Annotated in this window: 15 protein-coding genes; 2 read left to right on the plus strand and 13 right to left on the minus strand. The window is 64.9% G+C overall.

Annotated elements, in window-relative coordinates:
- Positions 1–18: 18 nt before the first annotated feature.
- Positions 19–954, minus strand: coding sequence for a pirin family protein (locus CH296_RS04755; protein WP_094684140.1), 936 nt, complete (start codon positions 952–954; stop codon positions 19–21).
- Between the two features lie 81 nt (positions 955–1035).
- On the minus strand, positions 1036–1377 hold the full coding sequence (locus tag CH296_RS04760; RefSeq protein WP_094681896.1) for a GNAT family N-acetyltransferase: 342 nt from the start codon (positions 1375–1377) through the stop codon (positions 1036–1038).
- Between the two features lie 216 nt (positions 1378–1593).
- Between CH296_RS04760 and CH296_RS04765 the strand changes: the two genes are divergently transcribed.
- Together CH296_RS04765 and CH296_RS04770 are read left to right on the plus strand one after the other, a co-directional pair.
- Positions 1594–2835 carry an acetyl-CoA carboxylase biotin carboxylase subunit family protein gene (locus tag CH296_RS04765; protein ID WP_094630393.1) on the plus strand — a complete coding sequence of 414 codons (1242 nt, stop codon included), beginning with the start codon at positions 1594–1596 and terminating at the stop codon, positions 2833–2835.
- 41 nt (positions 2836–2876) lie between these two features.
- Positions 2877–4865 carry a hypothetical protein gene (locus CH296_RS04770; protein WP_094684154.1) on the plus strand — a complete coding sequence of 663 codons (1989 nt, stop codon included), beginning with the start codon at positions 2877–2879 and terminating at the stop codon, positions 4863–4865.
- Between the two features lie 56 nt (positions 4866–4921).
- On the opposite strand, the gene CH296_RS04775 is transcribed toward CH296_RS04770, so the two are convergent.
- The 11 genes from CH296_RS04775 to CH296_RS04825 form a co-directional block, all read right to left on the minus strand.
- Complete coding sequence (locus CH296_RS04775) at positions 4922–5137, minus strand: DUF2945 domain-containing protein (RefSeq protein ID WP_037194440.1); 216 nt, start codon at positions 5135–5137, stop codon at positions 4922–4924.
- Positions 5138–5200: 63 nt separating this feature from the next.
- Positions 5201–6214 (minus strand): alpha/beta hydrolase family protein, encoded by a 1014-nt coding sequence (locus tag CH296_RS04780; protein ID WP_256980336.1) that lies wholly within the window; start codon positions 6212–6214, stop codon positions 5201–5203.
- A gap of 93 nt (positions 6215–6307) precedes the next feature.
- A complete protein-coding gene (locus CH296_RS04785; RefSeq protein ID WP_094684141.1) occupies positions 6308–7444 on the minus strand; it encodes an RNA polymerase sigma factor in 1137 nt (378 codons plus the stop codon).
- An 8-nt stretch (positions 7445–7452) separates the two neighbouring features.
- On the minus strand, positions 7453–7860 hold the full coding sequence (locus tag CH296_RS04790; RefSeq protein ID WP_094684142.1) for a YciI family protein: 408 nt from the start codon (positions 7858–7860) through the stop codon (positions 7453–7455).
- Positions 7861–7955: 95 nt separating this feature from the next.
- A complete protein-coding gene (gene fbaA, locus CH296_RS04795) occupies positions 7956–8978 on the minus strand; it encodes a class II fructose-bisphosphate aldolase (RefSeq protein ID WP_032396002.1) in 1023 nt (340 codons plus the stop codon).
- A gap of 8 nt (positions 8979–8986) precedes the next feature.
- Positions 8987–10021 carry a LacI family DNA-binding transcriptional regulator gene (locus CH296_RS04800; RefSeq protein ID WP_032396003.1) on the minus strand — a complete coding sequence of 345 codons (1035 nt, stop codon included), beginning with the start codon at positions 10019–10021 and terminating at the stop codon, positions 8987–8989.
- Positions 10022–10066: 45 nt separating this feature from the next.
- A complete protein-coding gene (locus tag CH296_RS04805; protein ID WP_094684143.1) occupies positions 10067–10717 on the minus strand; it encodes a nucleoside/nucleotide kinase family protein in 651 nt (216 codons plus the stop codon).
- Complete coding sequence (locus CH296_RS04810) at positions 10707–11630, minus strand: PfkB family carbohydrate kinase (protein WP_094684144.1); 924 nt, start codon at positions 11628–11630, stop codon at positions 10707–10709. The genes CH296_RS04805 and CH296_RS04810 overlap by 11 nt, the downstream gene beginning before the upstream one ends.
- Positions 11611–12393 (minus strand): ATP-binding cassette domain-containing protein, encoded by a 783-nt coding sequence (locus CH296_RS04815; RefSeq protein ID WP_032396006.1) that lies wholly within the window; start codon positions 12391–12393, stop codon positions 11611–11613. The genes CH296_RS04810 and CH296_RS04815 overlap by 20 nt, the downstream gene beginning before the upstream one ends.
- Positions 12390–13379 (minus strand): ABC transporter permease, encoded by a 990-nt coding sequence (locus CH296_RS04820; RefSeq protein ID WP_032396007.1) that lies wholly within the window; start codon positions 13377–13379, stop codon positions 12390–12392. Before CH296_RS04820 ends, CH296_RS04815 begins: the two co-directional genes overlap by 4 nt.
- 41 nt (positions 13380–13420) lie before the next feature.
- Positions 13421–14419, minus strand: coding sequence for a substrate-binding domain-containing protein (locus CH296_RS04825; RefSeq protein ID WP_032396008.1), 999 nt, complete (start codon positions 14417–14419; stop codon positions 13421–13423).
- Positions 14420–14659 lie beyond the last annotated feature (240 nt).

The following is a 14659-nucleotide window of genomic DNA, read 5'->3' on the forward strand; positions in this document are numbered from 1 at the left end:
GTTGCACGGTAGGCGCGATTACTCGACGGGGACTCCGAGCCGACCGGCCTGGTAATCCTCGAACGCCTGCAGCACTTCGGACTTGGTGTTCATCACGAACGGGCCTGCCATCGCGACGGGTTCCCGAATCGGCCGGCCACCCAGAACGAACACCTCGAGCGACTCCCCCACCGCGGATGCGGACATCTCGATGGTGTCGCCGCGGCCGAACAGTGCCGTCTGCCCCATCCTGATCGGACGCTTCTCCGCGCCCACCGTGCCCTCTCCCGCGAGAACATAGACGAGTGCGTTGAATTCTCGATTCCACGGCAGCGTCAGCGCCGCTTCCGGCGCGATCGTGCTGTGCGAGAGCGCAATCGGGGTGTACGTCGAACCCGGTCCCTGCAGACCGGCGATCTCGCCGGCGATGACACGCACCAGCGCACCGCCGTCCGGACTCGACGCCAGCGCCACCTTGCTCCCGGTGATGTCCTGGTAACGCGGATGCGCCATCTTGTTCTCGCGCGGCAGATTGACCCAGAGCTGCACACCGTGGAACAGCCCGCCCGACATCACCAGATGCTCGGGCGGAGCCTCGATGTGCAGAATGCCACCGCCCGCCGTCATCCACTGGGTGTCGCCACCGCTGATGATTCCGCCGCCGCCGTGGGAGTCCTTGTGCTCCATGATCCCATCGATCATGTAGGTCACCGTCTCGAACCCGCGGTGCGGATGCCACGGCGTCCCCTTCGGCTCACCGGGCGCGTAATTCACCTCGCCCATCTGATCCATGTGAATGAACGGGTCGAGGGACGACATGTCCAGCCCGGCGAATGCTCTGCGAACGGGAAAGCCCTCCCCCTCGTATCCCGTCGGTGCCGTCGTGACCGACCGGACCGGCCGGGGGACGGCGGTGGCGTCGGGCATGGGGATGCGGGGCAACGCGAGGATGTTGTCGACCGTCACTGCGGGCATGGGCTCCCTTTCGGCAATGTAGTTGACTCTGCAACTACTCTACGCGCTTCAACCCGGCGGTGTCCGACGGTATTCCCGCGGTCAGCCCTGCCGGTCGGCCAGCCACTGCCGGATCTCGTCGGTGACCGGTTCGACGATGTCGTCGTACTCCCGATGCTTACCCACGAAGGCGGCCACCAGTTCGCAGATCGGAACGATTCGCCTGGCGTCGGAACGGGTGGCGTCGAGCGCCTGCTGCACGAGAATCGTTGCCAGACCACGTCCGCCGTAGGCTGCGTCGACCTCGGTGTGGAAGAAGATGCGCCTGCCCTGCTCGTCGTCGGCGAACTCGGTGAAGCCGACCTGCGAACCCTCCACCGAGACGGTGAAACGGTCCGCCTGCTGGGCGATCTCGACCTCGGCACCGGTTTTGTCGACCGTCATTCCGCACTCCTCGTTCCCGGTAGGCGCGCACCGCACCTCGTCGGTCACGATCGTGCACGATCGGCGGAGATCTGTCGATCGTGAACCGCACCGAGCACCTGCGTACGGCGGGTTCGTGATCCACCGTCACCGACAGGGGTGCCGAGCGACCGTTTGCGCCTCTGTACGGTGGAGCGAAGGACCTCGACCGATGAATCATCAAGGGGAAGGAACTTCATGGCTCAGCCAGACAGGCTGGAGAAAGACCCGAACAAAGGTTTCGTGGCCCTGCTGGGCTGGAGTTTGGCCGCAGTGGAAGCACTGGACAAGTTCGATCGGCGCTACGTGGTCGTCGCTCCGGAGTGGGCCGAGGCGTACTGCACCGAGCACGACATTCCGTACCTCCCGTGGAACTTCGAGCGACTCAACGATCGCTCGCTGGAAATCGCCGAGACCCTGCAGGCCAAGGGCGTCGACGTCGCGATTCCGTTGTACGAGGAGACAGTGGAGTGGGCCGGTGCCATCAACTCGGTGTTGCTCGGCAACCCACGCCTGTTCGGTCAGGCAATGCTGTTGCGCGACAAGTCCTTGATGAAGCGCCGTGCTCAGCTCGGCGGCATTCGAGTGGGCATCTTCGAGGAAGCCCACGACCGTGAGGACGTCATTCGATTCCTCAAGCGTGTCAACCAGACGCTGCTCAAGCTCGACGGCGATCCCAACGACCCGATTCATGTCAAGGCCTTCGACAAGGCAGGTTGCCTCGGCCACCGCGTCATTCGCACCCCTGACGAGGTCGACTCCATTCCCGACGAGGAATTTCCGGCGCTGATGGAATCGCACCTCGACGGCTGGGAATTCGCGGTCGAAGCATGGATTCACAACGGCAAGATCAAGTTCCTCAACATCTCCGAGTACGTCAGGCTCGGTTACTCGGTGTTCGTCCCGGCCACACCGGAACTGGAGAAGTACCGCGAGCAGATCACGGTGCAGATCGAGAAGCTGATCAAGGCCTTCGACATCGAGTTCGGTTTCATTCACCCCGAGTACTTCGTCACCAGCGACGGCGAGATGTACTTCGGTGAAGTTGCTTACCGGCCACCGGGTTTCAAAGTCTTCGAGCTGCTCGAGCGCGCCTACGGCTTCAACGCGTACCAGGGCCTGGCATTGGCGTTCGACCCGAAAACCACCGAGGAGGAGATCGACGCCTTCTTCCCGAGAGAGGTGGTCGACGCCACCGGTCACGCCGGATGCTTCGGCGTCTACCCGCGGCGACGCGTCGTCAGCGATCTCGTCATCCCCGATGTCACCGCAGACGACGACTACTACGAGACCAACGACCTGTCCGCTCCGGTCGAGGAAACCGTCACCAAGAGAACAGCATTCGGTACTCACTGGGGCCTGCTGTACTTCTTCGGCGAGGACCCGTACCGAATGCGTGATCTGCTCAGGCAACAGGAAGAACTGGACTTCTACGTGTGAAGCAGCAACTCGGCAACGACCACGAACCATCGACGCAGACGATGAACGACTCTGCACCGGTCGACAAGGCTCTGGTGTCACGGCTGGCCCAGCTGGACCACGCCACCGAGGCGCTGGCCGGAGCACCCGAGTTCAGCAAGAACACCAAGGTACGGCGGGTGCTCGACGGCCTGCATCGAGTGTTGTTGCAGCCCGGCGGTTGCAGCGCAATTCGCGAACGAGCCGCGATGCTCGAGCAGGCCGGACTGTTCGCAGGTACCGACTGGGCCCAGCCGGACATTCTCGTCCCGGCGTTCGTGGGGCCGAGCCTGCGCAGCGGCAACGACGACACCGTGGTGCTCGAGGCGACCAGCGAACTGCGCATGATCGCGATCGTCGCGGGTGAGTACGAGCATCCGGCCGTGACCGCCGAGGAGGCTCGACGATTTCTCTCGCAGGTTCTCGCACTCAACCTCGACGTGCTCTTCACACCGCCGTCGGAGTCGGAGCGAGTTCGATTGGGCCGCACCGCGCATCTGATTCGTGATCTGTTCGGCTACGTCGCGCAGCAGATCGGGTACGACAGCGTGCTCGACGAGTTGGTCGAGGAGATCTGGCGGATTCTGCGCCAGCGTCCGATTCAGGTGGACACCATCAAGGCGATGGTCACGCGCATCGCCATCTATCGCGACGACCCGACCGTGGACCTCGGCAACTCCGGGCAGGGCCTCGATCGATTGATCACGGCGCTGTTCGGCACCACCGATGCCTGCCGCGAGGACCCGGGCGTCGAGGTGTACCGGTCGCGGCTCGAAGCGATGGACGTCGAGGCGTTGCAGTTCGAGGCCCGCGGATTCGCGCGAGCGATGCACGACACCGGACTGGTCTCGCCGTACCACGCGACGCTGACGCAGTATCTCGTCGACCACTACTCGTACGTTCTGCCCGAGGCCCTCGGTCTGTCCGACACCGGCCGGACCTGCCTGACGCGGTACCCCGAACTGGTCCATCGCCTCATCGAGGAGACGGTGTACCCCGAAACCGCGCAGTGCCTCTACGGTTTGGCGCTGCTGCTCGATCGCGGAATTCTGCATCAGCCGCCGATCGTGCCGTCGTTGTGGCGACAGATCTCGTTGAAGCTCGCCCCTGCGGTGCGGGAACGACTGATCACGACGTTCGGGCCGGTCCCCGCGCCGGAGTCACGCTTGCTCGGCGGTTTGCTCTCGATGCTCGGGCAGCCCCTCGGTGTCGGTCAGGGCGACAACCCGACGTGTCAGTCGGCGCGGGCCTTGTCGATGTGGGCCTACAACGATCCCGACTACCTGCTGCAGATGGTGGTGTGGGCGGCGCGTGACGAGGAGATCGTCATGCACTTCGAGGGGCAGTCGATCTCGTCGACCGACAGTGTCAGCGGCGTCGCCACGTCCGATCCGGTGGACCTCGATCCCGCGTCGCTGTTGCTGGTTCCGCACCTCGACCGCATCTACGCCGAGATGGTCCGGCGTTGCGCCGATCGTCCCGGTGATCCGCACCGCTGGGTCAATCCCGAGTTCCACGGATGGTGGTCGGCGCGCGAATTCCACATCGACGTCGATGTCGAGACCGGCAATCTCGTCGACCTGGACGCATTTTTGCGGCAGTTCTATTCCGCGTACCACCCGGAGTACAACGGGCACCAACCGTTGATCCATCCGCAACCGGCAGGTGTGGCCGTAACCGACAGTGCCGCACGGTATGTGGGGTGGCACGCCATCACGATCCTGCGCGTGAACACCGATCCCGACGGCGTCATGCGGGTGTACTTCTTCAACCCGAACAACGACAGCGGCCAGGACTGGGGTGACGGCGTCGTGGTGGGAACGGCGGGCAACGGCGAACGCGCAGGCGAGGGTTCGCTGCCGTTCGACCAGTTCGCCTCACGGCTGTACATCTTCCACACCGATCCCCTGGAGAACGGCGAGCCCGAGAGAATTCCCGCCGAGGACATCGAGCGGATCCGGGGATACATCGAGCGGAGTTGGGGCGCAGAACGTTCGGTGCCCCAGGCCTGAGATGCACGATGCGCCCCGAGTCCGTGACTCGGGGCGCATCGCTGTTCGGTCGGGCGTCAGTCCTTCTTGTCGAGCGAGTCCGGCTTGTGCACCGCGTCCTTGCCCGACTTGTCACTCTCGACGCGGTACTGCGGCTCGTCCTTCGATGCCTTCACGGTGCGGCCTGCGGCTTCGGTCTCGGAGGTGATCTTCTCCACCACCGTTCCCTCGGTCGTGGTGCCGTGGGTCTTCCATTCGACCTTGTCGCCCTTGTGCAGTTCGTCTTTCGCCATGGTCAGGGTGTCCTTTCGCCGGTGATGTCTCACGTGCGCTTACCCGCGCCGGTGTCGGCGCAATCACCTGGTTCCCAGAGCAGGTGCCAGCGTGGTGAACCACGCCTCGCGTAGCTGATCCTCGAACAGCGGCCAGGTGTGCGCGCCCTCCTCGCGCATGGACACCGTCGCCGGCACGTCGGCTCGGCGCAGAGCGTCGACGAAGATCGACGTGCAGTGGTTGACCATCGCTTCGACCGCCATCCCTCCGAAGGGCGGGATCGCGCCTTCGGGAATGCGATCGACAGGCCCCGGGAGTCCGCGGGACGAACTGACGTACACCGCGGTTCCGCGCAGTCGCTCGACGTTGAGCGATGGGTCGTGATCGCGCCATCCCTGGCTTCCCGGTAGCCCCCACATATTGAAGGGATTGTTGAGTCCGCCGGCGATCATCGCCGATATACCCGCCGTGGCAAGCGGAGTGGACGGTGCCGGACATCCACTGAAGGACGCGGCCGCGTCGAACACGTTCGGGGCCTGGATCGCGAGGTCGAGTGCCGGACCACCACTCATCGACAGCCCTGCCACGCCGCGCCTGCCGGTCGATCCGTAGGCTGCGTCGACGGCGGCGGGCAGTTCGCGGGTGAGGTAGGTCTGCCACTTGTTGCTGCCGAGCACCGGATCCGTTGTCTGCCAGTCGGTGTAGAAGCTGAACCGGCCACCGATCGGTGCCACCACGGTGACCTTCTTGTCGAGGAAGAACTTCTCGACGCCGGAATTGTTGAGCCAGCCCACGCCGTCCTCGTTGCCGAGCGCGCCGTTGAGCAGCACGAGAGTGGGTGCTGGTCCGTCGTCGGGGGAATGCAGCACCTCGTTGGATACGACGCGATTCATGGACGGGGAGAACACGTTCAGTACCGCTCGGGTCGCCGACACCTGATGGATGCCGACGGCACCCGCAGCCGCGTCGGCCGACCCCGTGTTCCCCGGCAGCGCCTGCACCGACGCTCCGGTCATCAGCATCGACGCCACCGCCGCGGCCGCCACGACCGCAGCGGATCGAGTCCGCTTCTTCCTCTTCTGCCCCACACGCAACATAAGCACCACACGAGGGTCGCACGAATTTCGCTTCCTACCGCTAACGATCGGATTACAAAACCGATCGGTCCGTTCGCTTACTGCCAGGAGGGCTCACTCGGCCCGGATCCGCGCGGCCTGCAGCGTCAGGTGGTGCCGCTCGGACATCGACGACGCCCTCTCGGCTGCCTGCACGTACAACTCGGCGGCACGCTGCAGATCGCCGGACTTCTCGTGCAGGTACGCGGCCGCCGCTGTGTGCCGCGGGACGGCCGAATCGACCTCGCCCAGTGCCGCAAGCCCCGCCGCCGGACCGTCGGCCTCCCCGATCGCCACCGCTCGATTGAGCCGCACGACGGAACTGCCTGTGAGAGCGAGCAACTCGTCGTACCACTCGACGATCTGCACCCAGTCGGTCTCCTCCACACGCGACGCGTCGGCGTGCAGGGCAGCGATGGCCGCCTGCGCCTGGAACTCTCCCAACCGATCTCGGGCGAGCGCAGTCTGCAGAATCTGCACTCCCTCCGCGATCAGCGTTGTATCCCAACGAGATCGATCCTGCTCGGCGAGAGGAATGAGGTGACCGTCGGGCCCTGTCCTGGCCGAACGGCGTGCGTGGTGAAGCAGCATCAGCGCCAACAGTTCGGCCGTTTCCTCGTCGTCGGACAACCTGGCCAGCTGCCGGGTCAACCGAATCGCCTCGGCCGCCGGATCGATGTCCCCGCTGTACCCCTCGTTGAAGACGAGATACAGCACCCGTCGTACCGTCCCCACATCACCGGGGGCGTCGAAACGCACGTCGCGCACCGTGCGCTTGGCTCGGCTGATGCGTTGCGCCATGGTTTTCTCCGGCACCAGGTATGCCTGCGCGATCTGCCGCGTCGTCAATCCCCCGACGGCACGCAGAGTCAGTGCCACCGCTGCCGCCGGACCGAGCGAGGGATGCGCGCACAGGAAGAACAACTGCAACGTGTCGTCGACGCCGCCGACACTGCCGGGATCCGGTTGGGCGGCGACTCGATCCTCACGTGCTCGTCGCGCGTTCTCGGAGCGTTGCGCGTCGAGAAATTTCCGCCAGGCAACAGTGACCAACCAGCCCTTCGGGTCGGTCGGTGCTTCGGAGACCCACGTCGAGATCGCCTCGAGCATAGCTTCCTGCACAGCATCCTCGGCCGCCGCGAAATCTGCTCCGCGGTGGACGAGGACGCCGATCACCGCGGGCGTCAGTTCCCGCAGAATCCGTGGATCCACGACGGTCGTCAGTCGGCGATGGTGGGAGGAGCCTCCATGAACGGACGCAGTTCGAGCCACTCGTCGATCGGCTTCCCACCGGCACCGGGCGCTGCCGACAGCCGCCCTGCCAGCTCGAGTGCGCGTTCGTAGGAGTCGACGTCGATCACCATCCAACCTGCGATGAGGTCCTTGGTCTCCGCGAACGGACCGTCGGTGACCGGAGGTTTTCCTTCGCCGTCCGAGCGCACCCACGTCCCCTCGGGGGCCACGGCCTGCGCGTCGACGAACTCGCCGGTCTTCTCGAGCTCGGCGGCGAAATCTCGCATGAACTGAATGTGGTCGTGCACTTCGGCTGGGGTCCACCGGTCCATCGGGATCCAGTCGGCAGGCTCGGGGGCTCCGCGGTAGTGCTTGAGCATGAGGTACTTGGCCATGGTGTCTCCTGTCGTCCGATGCGGCCATTCTTGCCGCATTCGACCCTGGGACGGAGCCGGTCCGCAGATTTCGACACGTTCGACCAAAAAGATTCTCAGCGCATCGTGCGACCTGCCGAGCCCAGCATCTGCGTCGCCTCGACCACCCGAGCCGCCATCGCCGTCTCGGCCGGCTTGCCCCACGATCGGGGGTCGTAGGCCTTCTTGTTGCCGTACTCGCCGTCGACCTTGAGGACTTGGTCGTACTTGCTGATCATGTGCCCGGCGATGGACCGGGTGAACGCGTATTGGGTGTCGGTGTCGATGTTCATCTTGATCACCCCGCTCGCGACCGCGGAGGCGATATCTTCTGCGCTGGATCCCGATCCACCGTGGAACACCAGATCGAACGGGTTGTCCTTACCGGTCTCGGCTCCGACGACGGCCTGGATCTCGGCGAGGATTTCCGGGCGTAGGTGCACCGAGTCGGGGTTGTAGACGCCGTGCACGTTGCCGAAGGTCAGGGCGGTCATGTAGCGACCGCGCTCCCCGGCGCCGAGCGCGGCGATCGTGGCCCGAGCATCGTCGACGGTCGAGTACAGCTGTTCGTTGATCTCGTGCGAGACGCCGTCCTCCTCGCCGCCGATGACGCCGACCTCGATTTCGAGGATCGTGTTCGCCTGCATCGACAGATCGAGCAATTCCCGAGCGACACGCAGGTTTTCGTCGAGCGGCACCGCCGAGCCGTCCCACATGTGCGATTGGTAGAGCGGGTCGAGTCCGCGTCCGCGTCGGTCGATGGCGTCGGCCAGCAGGGGCCGCACCCAGTCGTCCAGATTCTCGGCTGGGCAGTGATCGGTGTGCAGCGCCACCGAGATCGAATAGTGCTGCGCCACTTCGTGGGCGTACTGTGCGAGCGCCTTGGAGCCGGCGAAGCGGTTCTGCACCGCATTGCCGGACAGATAGAGCGCCGTGCCCACCGATACCTGAATGATCCCGTCGCTCTCGGCCTCGGCGAAGCCCTGAAGGGCTGCGTTGAGTGTCTGTGAACCGGTGACGTTGATCGACGGGTAGGCGAACCCGCCCTCCTTGGCGCGATCCAGCATGGCGGCGTACTGGTCCGGACTGGCAATCGGCATGAACTGTCCTATCTTTCGGGTGCGGCCGGCACGTCGGCTCGAGGTGCACTGCAGCCGCAGGAATTTCGGTGGGTGAAGGTGGTCGGTACTCGGATCGATCGGGGCGCGTCCTCGTGTCCCTCGATGCGCCGGAGAACCAGGTCGGCTGCGGTTCGGCCGATGGTCTGCACGTCCTGAGCTGCCGCCGTGAGCCGAGGCTCGAACAGGTCCGACCACTCGAAGTCGTCGTAGCAGACGAAGGCCAGGTCCGCCGGAATCGACAAGCCCAGGCCTCGAACAGCTTTCAGCGATCCGATCGTCATCGAGTTGTTCATCGACACCAGGGCCGACGGCCGGTCCGGACCGGACATCAGCTCACGCACCCGAGACTCGGCCACCTCGACGTTGGACCGGCCGTCGAGAATCAGTCGAGGATCGAGTTCGATTCCTCGATCGGCCAGCGCGCGGGCGTAGCCGTCGAATCGCTCGGTCGTGGAGGAGATCCCTTCGATGCCGCGTACGATCGCGATACGTCGGTGCCCGGCGTCGAGGAGGTGGGTGGTGAGCTCGTATGCCGACGCGTCGTTCTCCGGACCCACCTGATCGCAGGAGACGTCGAGCATCCGGTCGATCAACACCAGAGGCGTTCCACTGCGGACGATCTCGGGAATCGTCGAGAATTCGGAGCCCGCCGCGGGTGCGAGAATCATGCCGTCGACCTGACGGTCGAGCAACGAGTCCGTCACCCTCCGCTCGGACCTGGGCTCGTCGTGCGAATCACCGAGGATCAAGACGTAACCGGCCTCGGACAATCGCTGCTCGACGGCATGGACCAGGCTTCCGAAATACGGGTTGGTCAACGCGGCGATCGACAGTCCCACGGTGTGAGTCCGACCTGCCGCGAGCGATCGAGCGACGACGTTGCGTCGGTATCCGATCTCGGCAATCGCCGCGTCGACGCGTTCCCGGGTGGCGGCATTGACGTTACGAGTGCCGTTGAGCACGTGCGAGACAGTCGATACCGATACACCTGCCAATCGGGCGACGTCGTCCATCGTGGGCATGTCAGTCGGCCCAGCGCTGTCGTGTCTCGTGGTTCTGCGCAATCGTCATGTCAGCCGCAGGATTCGGTCGGCGCGACGTGCGGTGGACCCGATCAATTCCGCGTTGCGTTCGTCCGATCCCAGTGCCCAGAACTCCGCGTCCTCGTGCGACTTTCCGTAGGCCTCGTGCCTGGCCACCAGCCGCTCGTGCCGAACTCTCGTGTGTGGAGCCAGAAACCAGACTTCGTCGATCATCGCCCGCGCCGCCGGCCACGCATCGGATTCCATAAGCAGGTAGTTGCCTTCGGTGATGACCAGCGGAACAGTCGACGGGACCGGGATGGAGGAACCGATCGACTCCTCGATCTCTCGGCGAAATCTCGGCGCGTACACGAGCGGACCACCTGGCTGCTGATCGTGAACGGCCGCGATCAACCGCGCGTATCCACCGTCGTCGAACGTGTCGTGGGCACCCTTGCGATCGAGCCGGCCCAGCTCGATCAACACCTCGTTGGCGAGATGGAATCCGTCCATCGGAACCAGTACCGCGAGTTCGGGCCCGAGCGCGTCGACGAGTTGCTGTGCCACAGTGGATTTTCCGGCACCCGGTGCACCGGTCAGGCCGAGTATTCGCCGCTCACCTGGTACGGCCAGCTGTCGCGCCAGCTCCACGAGTTCGTCGAGGGTGGCTTCCTGTACGTCCTGGTCAATGCTCACCGTTGTCGCTTTCGAGTCCGTTGATGGAAAGTTCGCGTAGCCATGCTCTGGGGCCGATCACCGAGCAGCGCAGCGCGGCAACGTGAGCCGAACTGGCGATGCGCTCGGCCAGCGAGCCCGGCTGCGTGCAGTAGTAGGCATACGCGCCGTGGAACGCATCCCCGGCACCCAGAGTATCGACCACCGCGACCGGCTCCACATCGACCGATCCGGTCGATCCTTCGGACCACCACTCGACGGGCTCGCCGCCGTGGGTGGTGACGACGGTCCGCACACCGGATGCAACGAGTTCCGCGGCGTTCGCAGCCGTGTCCGAGGTGCCGGGGGCGCGAAAGTCCGCCGAGCACACCATGTCCGTGGCGTGCTCGATCAGCTCGGTCATCACCGGTTTCCAGCGACCGGCGTCCACGACCAACGTGGTAACCCGCGCCGCCGCATGTTCCGCGGCGGCGCAGGCGATCAGGGGGTGGTGCCCGTCGACCAGAACGACGTCGGCACCGGCGACGACGGCCTCCAGCCCCTCCGGCGGCGAGGCGTCGGAGTTCACGGCGTCGGCCGAGACGACCGATCGGTCGCCGGTCGATTCGATCACCGTCACCGCCGAGACGGGCACCGATCTGCTCGAGTCCGCGGCCGCGTCGATCACGCGGACGCCGAACGCAGCCAGGTCCGCCTTCACCAGCGCGGCCACCGGGTCGTCTCCGAGTGCGGTGACGAGCACGGCCGTCCCGCCGAGCGCGGCAAAGGTGACGGCCGCGTTGGCGGCCGGACCTCCCGCCGCGACGAACTGAGCGCTCGAGGTGATCTTCTGGTTGGGTGCGGGCGCTGCCGACACTCGATGGATGACGTCGAGTGTCGCCAGCCCGACGAAAACACCGACCGGGCTTGTCGATTCAGAGCCCGGCGCGTTCATCGTCGGTCGGCTCCTCCGCGCCGGTCATGAGCGCGACGACCTCGGACATACTGCGGTTCTTCGGATCGACCACGCCCGCCCGCTTGCCGAGGCGGTGGATGTGGATCCGGTCGGCGACCTCGAACACGTGCGGCATGTCGTGGCTGATGAGCACCACAGGGATGCCGCGGTCGCGAATGGTGCGAATCAGATCGATCACCATGCCCGACTCTCGCACACCCAGTGCGGCAGTCGGCTCGTCCATGATGATCACTCCGCGGCCGAACGCTGCTGCCCGCGCTACGGCCACACCCTGACGTTGGCCACCGGAGAGCGTCTCGACCGCCTGGTTGACCGACTTGATGCCGATCTTGAGGTCCTGCAGGTGCTTCGACGACTCCTCTCGCATCCTCGGCATGTCCAGACGTCGAAAGAGACTGCCGCTGATGCCTTTACGCTTGATCTCGCGCCCCAGGTAGACGTTGGAGGCGATGTCGAGCGCCGGAATGACGGCCAGGTCCTGATAGACCGTCTCGATGCCTGCCGCTCGTGCGTCGCGCGTGTTCTTGAACGACACCGGCGATCCGTTCATCAGGATCTCACCCGAATCCGGAATGACAGCCCCGGCCAGAGCTTTGATGAGACTGGACTTCCCGGCACCGTTGTCGCCGATCACCGCCAACACTTCACCGGCCCGCAACTCGAAATCTGCACCGTTGATGGCCGTCACACTGCCGTAGGTCTTGACCAGACCACGCGCTTCCAGAGCGAGAGGGGCGTTCACTGTGACCTCCGACGTGCGAATTGATCGACGGCCACCGCCACGATGACGAGAATGCCGGTCGCGATGTTCTGGTACAGGCTGTCGACGCCTGCCTGGGTGAGACCGTTGCGCAACACACCGACGATCAGGGTTCCGACGAGAGTTCCGATGACGGTACCGCGGCCACCGAACAGGCTGGTTCCACCGATGACCACCGCGGTGATCGTTTCCAGATTGGCGTTCTGATACGCATTCGGGTCGGCATTGGGGATTCGTCCGAGAGCCGCCCACGCCGCGATCGCCGCGATGACGCCGGTGACGATGTAGACCGAGAACAGCACGCGACCGGACTTGATGCCGGAACGGTCCGAGGCCTGCGGACTCCCGCCGACCGCGTAAATATGCCTGCCCCAGGACGTTTGGGACAACGCGTACCACATCACGGCGTACACCAGCAGCATCACCACCACGCCGTAGGTGGTGGAGAAGCTACCGACCTTGAACGAGGTGCCGAGAAAAGTCAGCGGCCCGCTCGGGACCTGATAGGTCTCGGATCCGGCCAACAGTCTGGTGGCCGCTTGAATCGCGGTGAACGTGCCGAGCGTGACGATGAACGGCGGCAGTCTCAGTACCGTCACCAATCCGCCGTTGATCGCGCCGAACGCCACGCACACGGCAAGCGTCGAACCCAACGCTACGACCGGTCCGTTCGCCCCGGCCGACTGTGCCATCACGATGGTGCCCATCACCGCGACCGCGCCGATCGACAGATCGATCCCGGACGTGAGAATGATCAGTGTCTGGCCGACGGCGAGAATGCCGACCACCACCGACTGCTGCAGAATCAGAGAGACGTTCTGCGGGTTGAGGAACGAGCTCGAAATAGAGCTGAACACGATGATGGCAATGACGAGCGCGGCCAACGGCCCGAGCAGCGGTTCACGCAGGACGGTTCCCACGTTGAACCGGCTCGGTGCCTTGGGAGGCGCAGCGGTTTCGGTACTCACTGATCAGTCCTCGTACTCGACGGCGGTCCGGGAATTCGCGATCAGCCCCAGCAATTCGCTTCGCCCCACGCGGTGTCCTGGGAATCGATTCCGGCAACGGGCTTGTCGGTGACGAGCTGCGAACCGGTGTCGTTGAAACCGCTGGGCTTGGTGCCGTCCTGCGCGAACTTCACCACTGCGTCGACGCCCTGCTCGGCCATCTTGGCGGGGAACTGCAGCACCGTCGCGCCGATGATGCCGGACTTCACATTCGCGATGCCGGTGCAGCTACCGTCGATCGACCCGATGGTGATCTGGTCGGCGCGACCGGCGGACTGGATCGCCTGGTACGCACCCGCAGCTGCAGGCTCGTTGATCGTGTAGAGAGCGTTGACGCCCGGAGCGCGCTGCAGCAGGTTCTCCATGGCGGTCTGCGCCTTGGTCTGATCACCGTTGGTGTTCTCCTGGCCCACGATCTCCGGCGAACTGTCGGTCAGACCCATGCCTTCGAGGAACCCGTCGTGACGGAAGGTGTCGACCGTGCCGCCCGCGGTGCCGTCGAGCATGATGACCTGGGGTGCGGTGGTGCCGAGCGTGCCCTTGACCCAGGCACCCTGGCTCACTCCGGCCGCCTTGTTGTCGGTGGCGAACGTGGCGTCGACCGCGTCCTCGGGGTCGGTTGCGGTGTCGAGGGCGATGACGACGACGCCGGCGTCTCGTGCCTTCTTGATCGCGTCGAGCACTCCGGTGGACGAGTTCGGGGTGATCAGAATTCCCTTCACACCCTGGCCGACCAGGTTCTCGATCGCCGCGACCTGTCCTTCGTTGTCACCGTCGAATGCGCCGGCCAGAGCCACCAACTCGGCTCCGCTGGAATCGGCCTTGGCCTGTGCTGCCTCGCGAAGCTTCACGAAGTACGGATTCGAGTCCGTCTTGGTGATGAGCCCGACCTTGACGCTGTCCGAATCCGAACTGCTGCAGGCGGTCAGACCCAGCACGAGCGAACCGGCCATGAGCACGGTCCCGATCGTCAGCGCGGACTTCCGACGGTGATTGAACATGTGGACTCCCTTGTCCCCTGGCCACGCGGTCGCGTCGCTCGATTGCAGGAGCCTAGGACGCATACAAGCGCTTGCGCATGCGCTTTCGCGAAACGAACTCGAAGTTTGTTTCAGCCGACCGGTCAGCCGGTTCGTGACAGGGGTCACTCCATCGCCACCGGTCGTCGACGTCAGCCATCGTCGGCCCGCCCTCTGCTGCCGGTTCCCCGGTCCCTCGCTGCCGGTTCCCCGCAGTCAATC

The sequence above is a fragment of the Rhodococcus sp. 14-2496-1d genome, from assembly GCF_002259365.1.
Classification (GTDB): Bacteria; Actinomycetota; Actinomycetes; order Mycobacteriales; family Mycobacteriaceae; genus Rhodococcoides.

Coding starts and splice junctions, on each gene's coding strand:
- CH296_RS04800 (WP_032396003.1), bottom strand. CDS start 10,021: ATGCCCACGATGGACGACGTCGCCCGATTGGCAGGTGTATCGGTATCG.
- CH296_RS04770 (WP_094684154.1), top strand. CDS start 2,877: ATGAACGACTCTGCACCGGTCGACAAGGCTCTGGTGTCACGGCTGGCC.
- CH296_RS04790 (WP_094684142.1), bottom strand. CDS start 7,860: ATGGCCAAGTACCTCATGCTCAAGCACTACCGCGGAGCCCCCGAGCCT.
- CH296_RS04780 (WP_256980336.1), bottom strand. CDS start 6,214: ATGTTGCGTGTGGGGCAGAAGAGGAAGAAGCGGACTCGATCCGCTGCG.
- fbaA (WP_032396002.1), bottom strand. CDS start 8,978: ATGCCGATTGCCAGTCCGGACCAGTACGCCGCCATGCTGGATCGCGCC.
- CH296_RS04755 (WP_094684140.1), bottom strand. CDS start 954: ATGCCCGCAGTGACGGTCGACAACATCCTCGCGTTGCCCCGCATCCCC.
- CH296_RS04775 (WP_037194440.1), bottom strand. CDS start 5,137: ATGGCGAAAGACGAACTGCACAAGGGCGACAAGGTCGAATGGAAGACC.
- CH296_RS04825 (WP_032396008.1), bottom strand. CDS start 14,419: ATGTTCAATCACCGTCGGAAGTCCGCGCTGACGATCGGGACCGTGCTC.
- CH296_RS04810 (WP_094684144.1), bottom strand. CDS start 11,630: ATGAACGCGCCGGGCTCTGAATCGACAAGCCCGGTCGGTGTTTTCGTC.
- CH296_RS04760 (WP_094681896.1), bottom strand. CDS start 1,377: ATGACGGTCGACAAAACCGGTGCCGAGGTCGAGATCGCCCAGCAGGCG.
- CH296_RS04765 (WP_094630393.1), top strand. CDS start 1,594: ATGGCTCAGCCAGACAGGCTGGAGAAAGACCCGAACAAAGGTTTCGTG.